Genomic DNA, 17,008 nt, shown 5'->3' with positions numbered 1-17,008 from the left:
TTATTTTTCCTTTAATTCATTTTTAAAAATTATATTATTTCAAATATATTTATTTGAATCAAGTTGTATTACATCTACTTCTTTTAAGTTTGTTACTATTTGATTATGGTTTTTAATAAAAAATCTTAAAGAGATAACTTGTTCCCCTTCATTAATAAATATTTCTAAACAGCTTCTATCAATTAAAATTCTCAGAGTATTAATTTTTAAGTTATCAAAATTTAATTTTGAAGGTAAATTTAATTCATCATTATAATCCATTAGACTTCTATCTATTGAAAAAATATTATTTTTATTTTTAAGAACTACATTTTTATTTTTATTTTTAATTAAAATTTCAAAATCATTATTTAAAATTTTATTGGCCTTAAGTTCTACTAAACCATTTTCATAATAAAAACTATTATTTTTTAAAGAAATTTTATTTAATCTTAATTTTTCTAATTCTTTAATTGGTAATTGAGTAATTATATTATTTTTTAAAGTTAACTGTCTTGGTATAGTTAAATGATTACTTCAAGTTTTTAGTTCTTTTGGAAATGGATTAGATTTTGAATTTCCTAGTCAACCCAACATAATAATTCTATCATCAGTATTTGAAAATATTTGAGGAGCATAAAAATCAAAACCTAAATCTATTTTATTAAAACTTGATTTAAATTTAAAATTTGCTTTGCTATCAAATTTAACTTCTCTATATTTAACAAAGTGACTTCCATCTTTTAAAGAGGCATCTTGCTCTAAACAAGCCATAATATACTCTTTATTTTCTATTTTAAAAAAATTTGGACATTCAACCATATAAGAATTTTGTTCATCCTTTTCATCAACTATTATGTCCTTAGTTCATTGTCAAGATTCATTAATAAATTCATATACATTTAGTACTCCCTTTTTATCTAAAGTTTGAGCACCATTCAACATAAATAATTTGTTATTGTTTTCAAAAACAACTGGGTCTCTAAAATGACCAGTGTATTTTTTTAAGTCACATTCAAATAGTAATTCCTTAGTTATAATTTTTTCTTTTAAATCAATTAAAGCTTTTAAAGTATAACTTGTTCTTTCTAAATCATTAAACTTAACATTACCTGTGTAATAGATTTCTATTTCTCCATTTTTATTGACTCTTGCACTACCTGAAAAAACTCCATTTTTATCATAATCAGTTGAAGGAATTAAAGTTAAACCCTCATAAACATAATTAATAAAATCTTTTGTTGTATATAATGCTCATGACTTATTATAATGTTGAATACTAAAAGGACAATTTTGCATAAAAATAAAATATTGTCCCTTATAATATACTAATCCATTTGGATCATTTGTTGATCCACAATAACCTGCTAAATGAAATTGATTGTTGTATCAATTTTTTTGTTTTTTATTATGATATTTTTTAAATAAATTTAAATGACTTTCATTAATTAAACTATATTTTTCTCATTTCATTTTTAATCCCCATTTTTATTTTTTAATTTCTTTTTTTCTTCTTTAAGTTTAATTTTATCACTTTTATTTTTTTCATTTTCTTCTTTTTCTTTTTCTTTTATTACTTTTACTTCCTCAACATATTTTTCATATTTTAATTTATCTTCTATTAATTTTTTTTCTTTATTTTGTAATTTAATTAATTTTTTTTCTGCATTAGTAAATAAATTATTATAGTTTTCTACTTCTTTATTTTTTTGAATATTTTTAATATCTATTTGTGCACTTACTATTTTTTCAGCTTGCTTACTAATTTGTTTTTCAGAAATTTTTCTTCCTGATTCTCAATAAAAGAATATTGTTAGAAGAAATGCAGAACCAAATGAAATAATATTTACTAAAATTATTAAAATTAATTTTACTCAATCTCCTGAGTATAATAATAGACCTGGAATTACAGTAACACCCATTCCAGGACACGTTACATTTAATAACCCTGCAAAGAATCCTCCAACAAAACCACCTATTGATGCATAAATAAATGGTTTTATTTTCGGTAAATTAACTCCAAATATAGCAGGTTCTGTTATTCCAAACATTGTTGAAACTGCTGAAGACATTCCTAAGTTTTTTTCTTGTTTAGATTTAGTTTTAAGAGCAACTGCCATTGCAGCTCCACCTTGTGAAATAATTGAAGCAGTTCAAATAGCGTTGAAGATTGAACCCATTATTTCAGCATTAGCCCCCTGTGGAATACTTCCATCAATTACTAATTGCATTTCTAATCCTTGTAAAACTTGATGACATCCTGTTATAACAATTACTTGTAATAACCCTGCAACTATTGCTGTACCAAAACCAAATGGTACTCCCAAAATTGCTTTTGTTCCAATTAATACCCCATTTTCTACTAATAATAAAATTGGTCCTAATATAAATAATGCTGCTAATAATGCAATTAAAATTGTTAAGAATGGTGTAAAAATAATATTGACAGACTTAGGCATTCAAGTTTTAATAAACTTTTCTAGATAAGCAACACCAATACCTACTACTAAAGCAGGTAAAACTGATCCTTGATATCCTGTAATTGGAATTATTCAAACCATTATTGGAAGAACTGGTTCATCTAATCATTTTAAACCTGCATTAATTCATTCTTGTTCTGTTCCTCCACCATCTAAGAAATTACTTTGAGCATTATAAGCTGCAATTAATCCCTTATCAGGTAATAATGGACTAATTAACATTAAGCCAATAATAATACCTAATACAGGATTTCCACCAAATCTTTTAACAGTTGATCAACAAACTAATACTGCTAATGAACTAAAAGCAGTTTTAGTTACAATATCAACAATTATTCAAAGCAATGAATCTGATGATGAATTATATGGAATTAAATTTTTTATTAAAGCAGCAAAACCCATTGCTAAACCAGCAGCTACAATAGCTGGAATAATTGGCAAGAATATATCTCCCAATGTTTTCATGCTCATTTGCAATCATGCAAATTTTCCCCCACTATTTCTTAATGCTTCCTTATTTGCTTTTACTTTAATTTTAAATTCTTCATATGAAATATCTGATGAAGAACCTTCATCACCTGCTTGAGAAATATTAGTTTCCAATATTTTTTGAACTTCACTATAAGTTGCTTCCACAACTCCTGTTCCTAAAATAATTTGTAATTGATTTTGTGTTCAATTTATTCCTTTTGCAATTGGTGATGATTTAATTTGTTCAACATCCACCTTTTCTTTATCAATTACATTAAAACGTAATCTTGTTACACAATGTAAATAAGATTCAATATTTGTTTTACCACCTACAGCATTTATAAAATTTTGTGCTTCTAGTGAATAATTAACTTTTTTCATTGATATATATTCCTTCCACTTATTTTATTATTAATTTATTTTCTTCACTCAATAAAGTTTCATTTAAAATGTTTTGGATCATATCAGCTTTTTCTAAATTCCAATATCTCACCAAAAATATCATAAACTTTACCTAAATCAAGAATAAAGTTAAATGAGTCTCTATCTTTAAAATTTTTTAATAATTCTTCATTTTCACTTTCTTTAACAAAGGAAATTGACTTTGAAGAATGACTTATAATTGAATTTGAGTGTTTTTCAATTAAAAACATTAATCCACTTTCATTTAATTTTTCAATTGTTACATTTCTAAATTTATCTTTTAAAATATAACTTTCTTGGTACAAAATTACTTCATTTGTATTTGTTTTTCTTAAGCATTTAAAGTGTCATAATTTTCTATTTTCTTGAAATCCACTAACTTTGGCTAATTCTTTACTACAAACAATTTCAACTAAATCATAATATTTGTTGTTTGAACCCGGAAATAATTCCCTAAAACTAAATAATAAATTATTAGAAATTTTATCTTGAACAACAAAACCTTTTCCATTAATTGATTTAACAATTTTTAATTCTATTAATTTATTAAAAGCTATTCTTATTGGTTGTTCTGAATAGCCAAATTTGGTTTTCAACATATTTTGACTAGGTAAAACTTCACCTCTAACAACCTTATTTTCTCTAATTAAATACATTAAGTAGTCAAAGATAACTTCTCATTTTTTATCCATAATAGTGTCCCTTTATTACACTTATTATACTACTTTAAGTAGTTTTCAAGAGACTTTTTCCCCCATTTGGTTTTCAATAGACCAGTACTAATTCCAGCCGTTGATAAACCCGAAATTAACATAGCAATAGAAATATGTGCACCCATAGGAACTGATTGTAATACCGAATTAATTCCTTCCTGATTAAAGTAATTAATTGTATGACTTGTTGTTCAATCAAATTGAACAAGACCAATTCAACTTGCACTTCCCAAGGAATTTGCAACTGTATGTGTCATTCCTAATCATCAACCAGCAATACCACTTCCAATTGCAGCTGCAATAAATAAAGGTTTTATTTGTAAATTAATTCCAAACATAGCTGGTTCAGTTATACCTGTATAACCACCAATTGCACTTGAACTTGCTTTTGTAATCTGTTCCTTATCTTTTTTTACAAAGAAAATTAACATTAATGCTGCAGTTCCTTGTGCAATATTTGATACACAAGCAACTGGAGTTATAAATGAAAATGAGTGACCATACTTTAATTGACTATCAACTAATAGTTGAGTTTCAATTGGTAAAAAACCTTGATGTAAACCTGTGATAACAAGGAAAGGATAAAAGAAAGCAAATATCATTCCCCCAAATCCAATAAAACTTCAATTTGTATATTTAAAAATTCCTGCTAAACCAATTGATATCCCTTTTCCAATAATTTGTCCTAATGGTCCGATTACTCAAAAAGCTAATCATGATGAAATTAATACTGTTCCTAATGGAATTATTAATATAGCAATTACATTAGGAGTAATTTTTTTTAAAAGTCGTTCTAAATTTACAGAAAGAGCTAAAACTAATAAAACAGGCACTATTTGAGCTTGATAACCTATTAATTTAATTTTGAAAAATCCACCTGCACCACCACCAAAAATATAGTAATAAACACCTACTGTTTTATTTAGTGCTTCTAAATAACCCTGATCTTCTGGACCAATAATAGGTAAATTATTATTCAATAAATATTCACTAAAAGCAAGCTGTCTAGCATTTTCAATTGCACTTGCAGAAGTGTTTAAATCAAATCCTAATAAAACTGGAGTACTTGTTGAATAACTATTTAATAAACCTGGAGATATCAATACAAGCCCCATAGCCATTCCTAAATAAGGATTACCTCCTCATTTTTTTGCAGCAGTATAACCAACAAATGCGGGAATTGATCCTAAAATTGCTCCTCCAATTACATCAAGTAATTTTGTAAAACCTGAAGATGGAGCAAATGAACCAATTAAGGATTTAAGTGCTAAAGACATTCCCCCAGCAATAAAAACAGGAACTAATGGTACAAAAATTGATGCAAATGAATTCATTCCATTTTTTGAAATCATAAACAAGTTAGATTTTACAGAAACATCTTTTCTTCATAATGGCTGTTTATTTTCAATTTTTAAATCTCCATCAGTATTTTTAGTGTCAATTACAATTTCTATTTGTTTATAAAGTTTATCAACAACCCCTGTACCAATAATAATTTGATGTTGATTTTCTTGTTTTTTATAACCTTTAAATAAAGGATGTTTTTTAACTTTTTCTAAGTCAAATTTATCATCATTTTTTAATACAAATCTTAATCTTGTTGCGCAATGCTGGATTTCTTTAATATTTTCTTTACCACCAAGTAAATCCACCATTAAAACTGCATTGTCATAAAATATATTTTTAGACATATTTAACACCTTCAAATCCTTTACACTTTCATTATTTAGTTTTTTGCTAAAAAGTTATATACCTATAATCATAAGTTTTTATTATTTAAAAGAATTATTATATAAAATGTAAAAAAACAAAAAAAATAACCAATATTAAGGACATAACATTGGTTATTGGAAATATTTTTTAAGACTAATACTTTTAAAAATTTATTTGGAAAACTATGAGTAGTTATATAAGTAAATAGTAAATTTATAAATAATTATAAAACAGGAATTAAGAACAAAGAAATTTCCTATTTGTTGTTTATTTATTTAAGAGTATTAGTAATATGAGAAAAACATTTGTGAAGAAGATTAAATCTCCTTCAATAAGATTGTTTCAAAAAAAGAAGAAAAAATCTATACACTTTTATAAGTTAAAAATAAATACTCCACTTAAAAATGTTTTAGGAAAAGTTTTACAATTAGTAAAATGTTTTTAAAATTAATATTTTGCTTTGCTTTTTTTTTTTTTTTTATTATTAGAGGGTGTTAATTATTTCCTATTATAATTAACACACATTAATAAAAGTATATATTTAGTTTTAAGTTAATTATCCCTATTTAAGTTGTATAATAATAAAATAATTAAGGGAGAAATTAATTTATGAAAAACAAAGTGTGATTTATAACAGGTGCAAGTCAAGGATTTGGCCTAATATTTGTTAAGAAATTGTTAGAAAAAGGACATTGTGTTTTAGCAACAAGTAGAAGTCCAGAAAAAATAGTTAAAGAAATTGGTAAAAATGATAATTTATTAGCTGTAAAAGTTGATTTATCAAAACAAAAGGAACTAGATAAAGCAATGAAACAATGTTTTGATAAGTTTGGTTCAATTGATATTTTACTAAATAACGCGGGATATGGTCAACTATGGACTTTTGAAGAAACAACTGATGAAGAAATTAGAAAGTGTTTTGAAATTAATTTTTTTGGAACTTTGAATGCAACTAGAGCAGCATTACCATATATGAGAAAACAAAAATCTGGGCATATCTTTACAACATCTTCAGTTTGAGGTTATGTAGGAGATCCATATATTTCTACATATGCAGCTGTTAAATTTGCAACTGATGGTTGAACAGAAGCTTTAAGTCATGAACTTGAAAATTTAAATATCAGTGTAAGTTGTATAAAACCTGGAGGTTTTAGAACAAACTTTTTAGAAGCAACTTCAATGGTAACTGGAGAAAGTAAAATTGAAGACTATAAAATAGCAAGAGATGCTTATTTTGATGGAATTGCCAAATTTAATAAACAACAAGATGGTGATCCAGAAAAATATTGTGAATTTATTATTAATTTAACTAATAAAGATTCAAAACCACCTCTTCATATTTTTACAGGTCGAGATGCTTATAAAAAAGCAGAAGATAAAATTTCAAATTTAAAAAAAGATATGAAAAAATTAAAAAAAGAAGCTACAAATTTACATGTAAAATAAGGCTTTTTAAAATGAACATATAAATAAAAAAAGATAACTAAAATTAGTTATCAAAAATTATTTAATATGTTCATTTTTATTTTTTTGCTGTTCATTTAAAAGTTAAAGTAGTGATTACAAAAATTGTTATCAGTATTAATATTGCTCCAAGCACTGGCTGTCAAGTTGCAGTGAAGTCTCTTGAACCATCTCCAAGTTTTTCATGTCAATTAAATTCACTATCTCATCCATCCCCACTTCATCCTCTTGTGGCATATAAGAATATAAAGACTGCATATTTATGAGGAATAAAATATGTAAATATAATCATTCCTTTACTAGATTCAAATGTTTCTGGTGGTAACATTATTCCTGACAAAAATATACTAAAAAAGTAAATCATCATAATCATTCCTTGCATTGAACCCACAGAACTAAATAATCCACCAAATAATGTAGCTAAAGCAATTGAAGTTAGAGTAATTAAAATCATAGACAATATTAAATAACCTCAATGAACATCTCCTAATAGTTTTGCAAAAGTTGGTTGGTTGTCATTTAAAGCTAAACTATAAATTTCAGAAAATATTAAATTAAAGATCATCATTAATATAAATGCTATTATGCCAGCTATTAAATATACAAATCAAAGTGCTCCTATGAACATCCCTTTTCTTATTCCAGTTATATCAATTCTTTTTAAGAAAACAGAGTTTTTCCATTCTACTACAGCTGGTGCTAGTAGAGTTAAAATTGTAAGACATGGTAGTAATGTATAGGCAAATAGAATTGAGTGACCTTGGCCAGACTTTTCTCCCATTATAAAGAAGAACATAATATTGAAGAAGATTGGAACAACAATCATAAAAATTATTGACTTTGGTTCTTTAATAAAAGATTTAGAAAGTAAAAGAGACAGATTATTAAAAATACTAATTTGTCTTTTAATATTTAAATCCTTTTGTTTTTTTAATTTATTCATTTTAAATTTCTCCTTTAAAGAACTTATCCATTAATGCTCTAACTGATTTGTGCTTTTTAATTGTATCAACTATTGAGTCATCATAAAAAACTTTACTATCTTTTATAATAATTAAACGATCACACATTTCTTCAACTTCTTCAGGGTGATGTGAAACTAATAATAAAGTTTGATTAAATTCTTTCGTGTTTTTTGAAAAAAAATCAATTATTTTAAATTGTAATTCCATATCCAATCCAGTTGTTAATTCATCTAATATTATAATTTTTGGATTATTCATAATTGAAATCATTGCATTAAATCTTTGTCTTTGCCCTCCACTTAATTTTTTAAGAGGTCTGTCAATAAACTCATCAATTTCAAAGACATTTTTTATTTTTTCTTCTCACTCTTTTGTTAATTTTGGATATACTGCTTTATAAAAATCTAACATATTATGTGCTGTAATTCCTGTAGGTCAATTACCTTCTTGTAATTGAATCCCAATTTCTTGTTTAATATTATCTTCTAAGTGAATTTTAATTTCTCCCGAATCTGGTTTTGAGAATTGAGCAATCATTTCAACTAAAGTTGTCTTCCCACATCCATTGGCACCCATTAAAGCAACTTTTTGACCTTCCTTTATTTCTAAATTAAAATCTTTAAAAATTACTTTTTTACCAAAGGCTTTTGAAATATTATTTATCTCTATTAATGTTTTCATTTAAATTCTCCTTATAAATACTTACTATAACACACTTTTATATTAAAAAAAATAAAGTAAAGCTTAAAAACTTAGATTTCAAGGCTTATTAATAAAAAAAGTACTTAAAAAAGTACTTTTTTTATTAAAATTTTTAATTATTTAAGTTTTATTAATACATATCTATTCTTTTTTGATGTCTGCCACCTTCAAAAGTAGCATTAATCCATTCACTAATTATCATTTTAGCAAGTTCTAAACCTACAACTCTTGAACCTAGTGATAAAATATTTGTATTATTATGTTCCTTTGAAAGTTTTGCACTATATGGCTCACTGCAAACAACTGCTCTTACGCCTTTTATTTTATTTGCTGCTAATGAAATTCCAACTCCTGTTCCACAAAAAATAATTCCAAAATCCACTTTTTTATCAGCAACTAGTTGAGCAACTTTCCTACCATATATAGGATAGTCAGTTCTTTCAAATTCATTGGTTCCAACATCTATTAATTCATAACCAAGTTCATAGAATCATTCTCTAATTGGTTCTTTCAAAATTAAACCTACATGATCACTACCAACTGCAATTTTCATTTTATCCTTCCCTTTCAATTTTTTCTAATTGATCTTTTAAATTAATTTCCTTATTATTTATAAATGCTCCAACAACTAAAATTTCTGCACCTTTTAACTTCAATTTTTGGTATGTATTTTCCCTTACTCCTCCATCAACTTGTATAAAATAATTTAATTCATTTTTTAATTTATAATCTGAAAGATACCTTAAATTTTCATAAACTATTTCATTAAGCTTTTGACCATTAAAACCTGGTTTAATAGACATACACATTACACCATCAAGTAAATCAAGGTAAGGTTTCAAAATTATTGGATTAGTTTCGGGATTTATTGCCAAAACTACTTTCATACCACTTTTTTTTATCTCATTAATAATATGAATAATATTTTTCTCACTTTTATCTGTAATTGATTCAAAATGAAAATTAAAATGATCTACTCCATTTTCTGCAAAGGATTTAATATATCTTTGTGGTTCTAAACACATTAAATGAGCATCAATAATTAAGTTTTTATACTTATCCTTAATATCTCTACAAATTTTTTGACATAAAGCATAGTTATTTACAAAATTACCATCCATTATATCAACATGAATTCAATCAACACCGGCAATAACTAACTCATCAATTTTTTTACCTATTTCTAAAAAATTAAATACATATATTGAGACTGCAACTTTTCTTTTCATATTATTTACCTAATTCTTCCTTTACATTTATTGAAATATTTGAAACGTGAGGTCCGTAAATTATTTGAATACTTTGACCTTTTTTTATGACTCCCATATTTTTGGTTTCCTTTAATAAATTATCATTTATTAATTTTGGATCTTTAACATTAATTCTTAATCTTGAAGCACAATTATTAATTTCTATTATATTTTCTTTTCCTCCCAATCCTTCAATTATTTTTTTAACTTGTTCTTTACCATTTAATTTTTCCTTATTTGTTTTATTTTTATTTAAGGACTCTTTAGTTTTTTCTAGAGCCACATCTTCTTCTTCAAAATTTCTTCCTGGTGTTTTAAGATTTTTAAATTTAATTAGTGCTCAAAATGAAATAAAATATGCTGGACCAATTATTAATACACCATAAATTATTATTCATAAGGCACCGTTTCTTCCTGCAAACATCCCAAAAATACTTCCCTCACTTTCACCAATAATGTTTACTCCACTTGAATAACCAGGAATTAAACCAAAGAATACATAATCAATCATTCCTGCTGTAAAACCATTACCTGCTTGAACGTTTAAGAGATATGCAAATAAATAACTAAAACCTCCAATTAATGCATGAACTCCAAATAGTATGGGAGCAACTAATATAAATGAAAATATCAGAGGTTCAATAATGCCAGTTGCCATAGACGTGATTATTGCAGAACCTAAAATTCCTGTAACTTCTTTTTTATTTTCTGGTTTAGCTAGAAAAATCATAGCTAAACCAGCAGCTGGAAGACCATAGTTATATACAGCAAATCTTCCACTCATAAATCCTGTTCCTACTTCTGTAGTAAAGTGATTAAATGATATATATCAAGCATTATCACTTTTATAAATAATATCTAAGTAACTTGTCATATTATTATCTATAATACTTTGATAAGCACTTTCAGATAGTTCAAAGCTTCTTCCAACTCAGTTCATTTGTTCAAAGAATATTGTATAAGCTCCTTGAGATAAATTCCACCCTGTTATAACTCCATCAGATATTTCTGGAGCATATCATGTGCCACCAACTGATGTAAATCAAAATGGAGTATAAAAAACATGATGTAATCCTGTCGGTATTAATAATTGTTCAAAAACTCCAAAAAAGTATGCTGCAATCGAACCTGATGTTCTTGCATATTCCTCTTTACTTCCAACATTCATTCAATTCCCTAAACCTGAACCAACTTGAAATAAACCTAACATTATAATTGGTCAAACAAAGAAAATAATAATACCTAATCCTATTCCCATAAAAAAAGTTGCAATTGGTACAAACTTTTCTCCTCCAAAAAAAGATAACATTCTAGGAACCTTTATATTATAAGTTCTATTATGTATGATAGCTGTTAAGGACCCTACAATTATTCCTCCTAGAACAGAAAGATCCATTGTTGGATTTATACCCATAACATTTGATAACATACCTTTATTTTTACCAACCTCAACCAATTTTGAATCTCCTGTTATTTTTCAAGGATCAAAACCAACAATTAACTCTTTATTCTGATTTAAATGAGGTAGAAATAGAGCGGAAACTGTAACTGTCATTGTCATAAATGCAATCATTGCTGATACAGCAGCAACCCCTTTTGAGTTTTTTGAAAAACCAAAAGCAATCGATGATGCAAATAATATTCCTAAACAGGAAAAAACAATATTTCCTATAGTTTTTATAACCTGAAAAAAATTCTCTCAGCCAATTCCCCAATTATGAGTTTGAGCAGCTGCTAAAAATCCACCACCAATTCCAAGTAATATACCTGCTATTGGTAATATTGCAATAGGAAAAACTATTGCTTGTGATAATTTAGAAATTTTGTTTGTCGTTTTTGTTCCAAAAACTTTTCAAGACTCTTTTTTAAAAAATTTCATATAAATACCTTTCTATTGAGGATACTCCTATCCTTCAGCATTATTTTATTATCATAAAAGGTATTACTTTTTTTTATTTATTTTATGTTGCTAAACAACATTTTTTAAAAGATATAATTGATTTGTAAGAAAAGGACTGATTGTATGGAATTAACAAGTACTGAAAAATTAATTTTATTAAAAATTGAAAATGATATCGAAATTTTTACAAGTAAATCAATATCAGAGTTAAGCAAAATTTATTACGCTTCTGATGCATCAATTTTAAGATTAGTTAAAAAATTGAATTATAAATCACTAAAAGAAATGCAAATTGAGTTTGGAAGTAAATTAAAAATTAATAATATGTTAAATAAATTTAAGGAGAATTTTTTAATTGAAACAAGTTCCAGTATAGACGATACAATTTCAAGCATAACTGCATTAAGTCTTTATTCAATTTTTAAAACTGAAGAAACTTTAGATAAAAAAGCAATCGAAAAATTTGTAAATATAATTTTAGAAAGTAAGAATATTTCAATTTTTGGAATTGGAAATTCCAGAAACTCAGCTTCATTTTTAAATAATCAGTTACAAAGAATTGGTATACTTTCTAGTTTACATGATTCAGTTCACGGTTTTTTAATTCAATCAGGTTTTTTAAAAAATAAAAATATATCTATAATAATTTCAAATACTTTAAAAACAAAAGAAATAATATTTGTCTTGAACTTTTTAAAGGAAAAGGAAATACCTTATTTATTAATTACATCTAATGAAAATACAAATGAAAATACATTTATTAAATATTCTAAATGCACAGCTTTATACTCAATAAATTCAAAAGAAAAATATTCCTTTCCAATGATAAGCTCCTTCTATTCCCAAATATTTATAATTAATATAATATTTAATAGACTAATACAAAAAACTAAGGACTTTAAAAATAATATTGAAATGGGAAACAAACTAACAATTAAATGAAATAAATCTTAAAGTAAATTAAAAAATTTGCACTAAAAGCAAATTTTTTAATCTATAAATAAAGTAAATTTCTTCTAAAGTTCTTCACCATTAGTTTTAATTAAATTCTGATATCAATAAAAACTATCTTTTTTATATCTCTTTAAATCTTTTAAATCAAATTCATCTCTATTAACATAAACAAAACCATATCTTTTTTTAACTCCCTCATGAGTTGATACTAAATCAATTGCACTTCAGGGATTATAACCAAAAATATCAATTTTATCTTCTAGTATTGCTGCTTTAAGTTCTTTTAAGTGAACTTTATAATACTCTATTCGATAATCATCATGTACTTTACCATCTTTTGTTAAAGAATCATATCCTCCAATACCATTTTCAGTAACTATTAAGGGTAATTGATATCGATCTCAAAGTTCTCTGATTGTATTTCTAAAACCTAATGGATCTATTTCTCATCCAAATTGAGTTTTTAATAAATTATCATTTTTGACTTGTTGATACATACCTTTAACACTTTTTACTTTTTGTTGATCGGGTAATTCATCAAATATTTCATCACTTTTAGGCATTTTAGCAGTAGAAGAAGCATAATAATTAAAAGCTATAAAATCTGGTTTTGCTTTTTCAATTATTTTCATTTCTTCTTCACTAAATTCAAACATTGAGTTATTTGCCTTTAAATAATTTATAACCAAAGAATTATATCTGCCAAAAACACAAGTATCTAAATAAAATCAGTTTCTCATAACTCTCATATTAAGTGCTGCAAATTGGTCAATGGGTTTATTTGAGTTTGCATAAACACTAGAGATATTTGGAGCGGGACCAATCTTACCATTTTTAACAATTTCATGACATAAATTAATTGCTTTTGCTTGTGCTAACATCATATGATGATTTACTTGATATATATTTTTGAGTTTATTACCTTCTTTTGGTAAATTTATTCCAACAATTTCACCAAATAAAATCATAACATTTTGTTCATTTATTGTTAATCAATGTTTTACTCTATCACCATATGATTCAAATAATACTTTTGCATATTGTTCAAAAGCATTAATTGTTCTTTTATTCAATCAACCTCCATCAATATTTAAACTATGGGGTAAATCAAAATGAAACATAGTTATTATTGGAGTTATTTTATTTTTTATTAACTCATTAATTAAATTATTATAAAATTCAATTCCTGCCCTATTTACTTGGCCATCACCTTGGGGCAAAATTCTTGTTCAAGCAATTGAAAATCTATATGACTTAAATCCCATTTCTGCCATTAATGCCACATCTTCTTTTCAATGATTATAATGATCAGAGGCTATTTTAAAATCAGTTGTTCCTTGAGGAATATTTGTTCGTGTATCTTGGATAGATTTTCCTTTACCTTCTTGATCATAACCTCCTTCAAATTGATAGGCACTAGTTGACCCACCTCATAAAAAACTACTTGGTATTTTGTTTGACATATTTTATTTCCTCTCTTGTTTTTAAATTAAGAATTTCTTTTTTTGTTCATTCCATATTATTAACTTCTGTTAATTCATATGCAATATCAATAGAGTTAAAAGCATTTAAATAATTTTTTTTATAATCGTCTAATATTTGATTTTTATTAATATTTAAATTATCAATAAAATCTGAAATGTCTTTATATTTTTTCATATTAAATTCTTTAACTTCTTTTTCACAATTAACTAATTTCAATTCAAGTTCTTTAATCTCTTTAAATAGCTCATTAAAAGTTTCAGATAATTTTAAATTATTATATTTCTCTGCAAAATAATTATATTTTTCTAAGTCTCTATCTTCCAACTTCAAGACTTTGTTATAAAGTTTTTCCTTTTTCATTTCAAACTTGTTAATTATATTTTGTTTTTTGATTTGTTTCTTTTGTAAATCAATTAAGTTGTTTTCATAATTTTTATAATTTTTATTAAACGCTTTAATAACTAAAGTTTCTTTTGCTAGTTGCTCTTTTAGAGATTTTAATTTTGCATCATCAAAATCAAAATTTAATTTAATTGTTTTTAATAAAAGCTTATTGTTTTCTCTGAAAGCAATATACTCAGATTTACGATCTTGATATAACATCAATGTTAAAATTAAAGCTGTGAATAATGAAACAAATCCAGCTAAGATACCAAATACCATTCCTCATCCAATATCTAATCCCATTCAAGACATAATACCAGTTCCAGTTCTTCTATATTGAGCAACTCCTAATATACCTGCAACAAAACCACCAACTAGTGAACCAACACAGCCAAAAATAAATGGTTTTATTTTTGGCAAATTAATACCATAAATAATTGGTTCAGTCACTCCAAACATAGCCCCAGGTAATGAAGCAAAGATTGCTTGTTTTGTTTTTTGATTTTTAGTAATAAAACTTAAAGCTAAAACAGCTCCAATTTGTCCCATAATAGCTATTTGTAAACAAGCATACATTGCTGATGGATCTCCATCATTCATTGGTAATGTAATAACAGTAACTACAGCAACGTGAGTTCCTGTTAATACAAGTGGTTGTCATATCATTGCAAATATTGCCATACCAATACCTAATGGAATTTTTCCTAATAGAATTACAAACTTGGCAATAAATTGTTCAATAATTCTAAAAAATGGTCCTACTGTAAATAACATTATTAAGAATGTTGATAAAAATACTAGTGCTGGTCTAAATACAATATCAACTGAAGTTGGCATTCATTTTTTAATTCAATTATTTAGAAATACTAATAATAAACCAGCACATATCATTGGTAACACTGTACCTTCATAAGTTTTAATAACAATGGGATTTCCAAATACTGTAAATAAAGTTCAACCACTTCCAAATAAATATCTACTTGTTAATGCAGCGCCTAACCATATCGCAAGTCATGGATCTCCATTAAAATATTTCACAGTACTACATAAAAATACAATTCCAACCAATTCAATTCCAACTTTTGACATAATAAACATCAAGGCACTAAATAAATCTAACTCAATTATTGATTGCCCAGGTGCTGGATTTGAAATTACACCTGAGATTGCAAGAATGGCTTGCAATCCACTAATTACTCCTGTTCCAATTAAGATTGGAATTGTTGGAAAAACAATAGCTGTAATTGCTCCCATAATTTTTTGTTTTCTTGGAACTTTAGTTACTTTTGTTTTTTCATCATTTGTTGATTTATTTTCAATTATTTTTTGACATTCATCTTTAACTTTATAAACTTCTCCACCAATAATTATTTGAAGTTCTTCACCATTTCAATTAATTCCTTTTGTTAATTCTATTTCTTTTAAAGCCTTTTCATTAACAAGATCTTTATTAATAATTTTAAAACGTAATCTTGTCATACAGTTATGCACAAGACTTTGATTATTTTTACCACCAATGGCAGTTAAATATTGCAAGGCAAGAGTTTTATATTTACCTTCTCTTTTTTCAATTTGAATTTTTTTATCTTTAACTATTTTGGCATCTTCAATTTCTATCTCATAAATTAACTCTCCCTTTTTAACTTTTTTTCCTTCATTTTTAATTGTTAATTTATATTTTGAAACAGAATTTAAATCCACTACTACAGGAGTAACTTTTTCTAGATTAGCTTTTTCAATTGTTTTTCAATCAACTTTAACAATTTCATCACCAAGAGAAACTTTTTCACCTTGTTTTTTTGATAATGAGAATGGCTTACCTGAAAGTCCAACTGTTTCTAAACCAATATGCATTAAAACATTATAATTATTTGTTGAAAAATATATTGCATGTTTGGTATCTGTAATCAATTCTATTTTTCCATCTTTTACTGGCGAGTAAAAAATATCTGAACTTGGTTCAATATAAACTCCATCACCTAATGATTTACTTGCAAAAACAGGATCTGAAATATTCTCAATCGCCTTTACAATCCCATCAACTGGAGCATAAATCTTTATCTTTTCCATATGTTTCCTTTCTTATTAGAATTTTTTCTAACTAATAATAATTTTAAGAAAAAAA

The 17,008-nt window shown here is 25.8% G+C and carries 13 protein-coding genes; 2 read left to right on the top strand and 11 right to left on the bottom strand.

The window, feature by feature from the left end; genetic code table 4:
* The 4 genes from AACL04_RS01740 to AACL04_RS01725 are packed head-to-tail and all read right to left on the bottom strand — an operon-like array spanning nt 1 to nt 5,757.
* On the bottom strand, nt 1-1,452 hold the full coding sequence (locus AACL04_RS01740) for a glycoside hydrolase family 32 protein (protein ID WP_339030854.1): 1,452 nt from the start codon (nt 1,450-1,452) through the stop codon (nt 1-3).
* Between the two features lie 2 nt (nt 1,453-1,454).
* Nucleotides 1,455-3,311 (bottom strand): PTS transporter subunit EIIC, encoded by a 1,857-nt coding sequence (locus AACL04_RS01735; protein ID WP_339030850.1) that lies wholly within the window; start codon nt 3,309-3,311, stop codon nt 1,455-1,457.
* Nucleotides 3,312-3,346: 35 nt separating this feature from the next.
* Entirely contained in the window at nt 3,347-4,045 is a 699-nt protein-coding gene (locus tag AACL04_RS01730; protein ID WP_339030848.1) for a GntR family transcriptional regulator, read from the bottom strand.
* 29 nt (nt 4,046-4,074) lie between these two features.
* Entirely contained in the window at nt 4,075-5,757 is a 1,683-nt protein-coding gene (locus tag AACL04_RS01725) for a PTS transporter subunit EIIC (RefSeq protein WP_339030846.1), read from the bottom strand.
* 631 nt (nt 5,758-6,388) lie between these two features.
* Between AACL04_RS01725 and AACL04_RS01720 the strand changes: the two genes are divergently transcribed.
* The gene (locus AACL04_RS01720) at nt 6,389-7,225 is read left to right on the top strand and encodes an SDR family oxidoreductase (RefSeq protein WP_339030843.1); all 837 of its coding nucleotides are present in this window, start codon (nt 6,389-6,391) and stop codon (nt 7,223-7,225) included.
* 76 nt (nt 7,226-7,301) lie between these two features.
* On the opposite strand, the gene AACL04_RS01715 is transcribed toward AACL04_RS01720, so the two are convergent.
* The 5 genes from AACL04_RS01715 to AACL04_RS01695 all read right to left on the bottom strand — a co-directional run bounded on the left by AACL04_RS01715 (nt 7,302) and on the right by AACL04_RS01695 (nt 12,039).
* Nucleotides 7,302-8,186, bottom strand: a complete 885-nt coding sequence (locus AACL04_RS01715; RefSeq protein WP_339030841.1) for an ABC transporter permease — start codon at nt 8,184-8,186, stop codon at nt 7,302-7,304.
* A gap of 1 nt (nt 8,187) precedes the next feature.
* Nucleotides 8,188-8,889, bottom strand: coding sequence for an ABC transporter ATP-binding protein (locus AACL04_RS01710; RefSeq protein WP_339030840.1), 702 nt, complete (start codon nt 8,887-8,889; stop codon nt 8,188-8,190).
* A gap of 151 nt (nt 8,890-9,040) precedes the next feature.
* Nucleotides 9,041-9,463, bottom strand: a complete 423-nt coding sequence (gene rpiB / locus AACL04_RS01705) for a ribose 5-phosphate isomerase B (RefSeq protein WP_339030838.1) — start codon at nt 9,461-9,463, stop codon at nt 9,041-9,043.
* Between the two features lies 1 nt (nt 9,464).
* Nucleotides 9,465-10,139: a ribulose-phosphate 3-epimerase gene (locus AACL04_RS01700; RefSeq protein WP_339030836.1), complete on the bottom strand. Its 675-nt coding sequence runs from the start codon at nt 10,137-10,139 to the stop codon at nt 9,465-9,467.
* 1 nt (nt 10,140) lies between these two features.
* Nucleotides 10,141-12,039, bottom strand: coding sequence for a PTS transporter subunit EIIC (locus AACL04_RS01695; RefSeq protein ID WP_339030834.1), 1,899 nt, complete (start codon nt 12,037-12,039; stop codon nt 10,141-10,143).
* A gap of 144 nt (nt 12,040-12,183) precedes the next feature.
* Here AACL04_RS01695 and AACL04_RS01690 point away from each other — a divergent pair, with 144 nt between their 5' ends.
* The gene (locus AACL04_RS01690; RefSeq protein WP_339030832.1) at nt 12,184-13,014 is read left to right on the top strand and encodes a MurR/RpiR family transcriptional regulator; all 831 of its coding nucleotides are present in this window, start codon (nt 12,184-12,186) and stop codon (nt 13,012-13,014) included.
* A 62-nt stretch (nt 13,015-13,076) separates the two neighbouring features.
* On the opposite strand, the gene AACL04_RS01685 is transcribed toward AACL04_RS01690, so the two are convergent.
* Together AACL04_RS01685 and AACL04_RS01680 are read right to left on the bottom strand one after the other, a co-directional pair.
* Nucleotides 13,077-14,477: a glycoside hydrolase family 1 protein gene (locus AACL04_RS01685; protein WP_339030831.1), complete on the bottom strand. Its 1,401-nt coding sequence runs from the start codon at nt 14,475-14,477 to the stop codon at nt 13,077-13,079.
* The gene (locus tag AACL04_RS01680) at nt 14,455-16,953 is read right to left on the bottom strand and encodes a glucose PTS transporter subunit IIA (RefSeq protein WP_339030828.1); all 2,499 of its coding nucleotides are present in this window, start codon (nt 16,951-16,953) and stop codon (nt 14,455-14,457) included. The genes AACL04_RS01685 and AACL04_RS01680 overlap by 23 nt, the downstream gene beginning before the upstream one ends.
* Nucleotides 16,954-17,008: the final 55 nt, after the last annotated feature.

Origin of the sequence: Spiroplasma endosymbiont of Cantharis nigra (assembly GCF_964019925.1) — a bacterium.
GTDB lineage: Bacteria > Bacillota_I > Bacilli_A > Mycoplasmatales > Mycoplasmataceae > Spiroplasma_A.
Note: the sequence above shows the minus strand (reverse complement) of the source record. Positions and strands in the feature narration are given on the sequence as shown.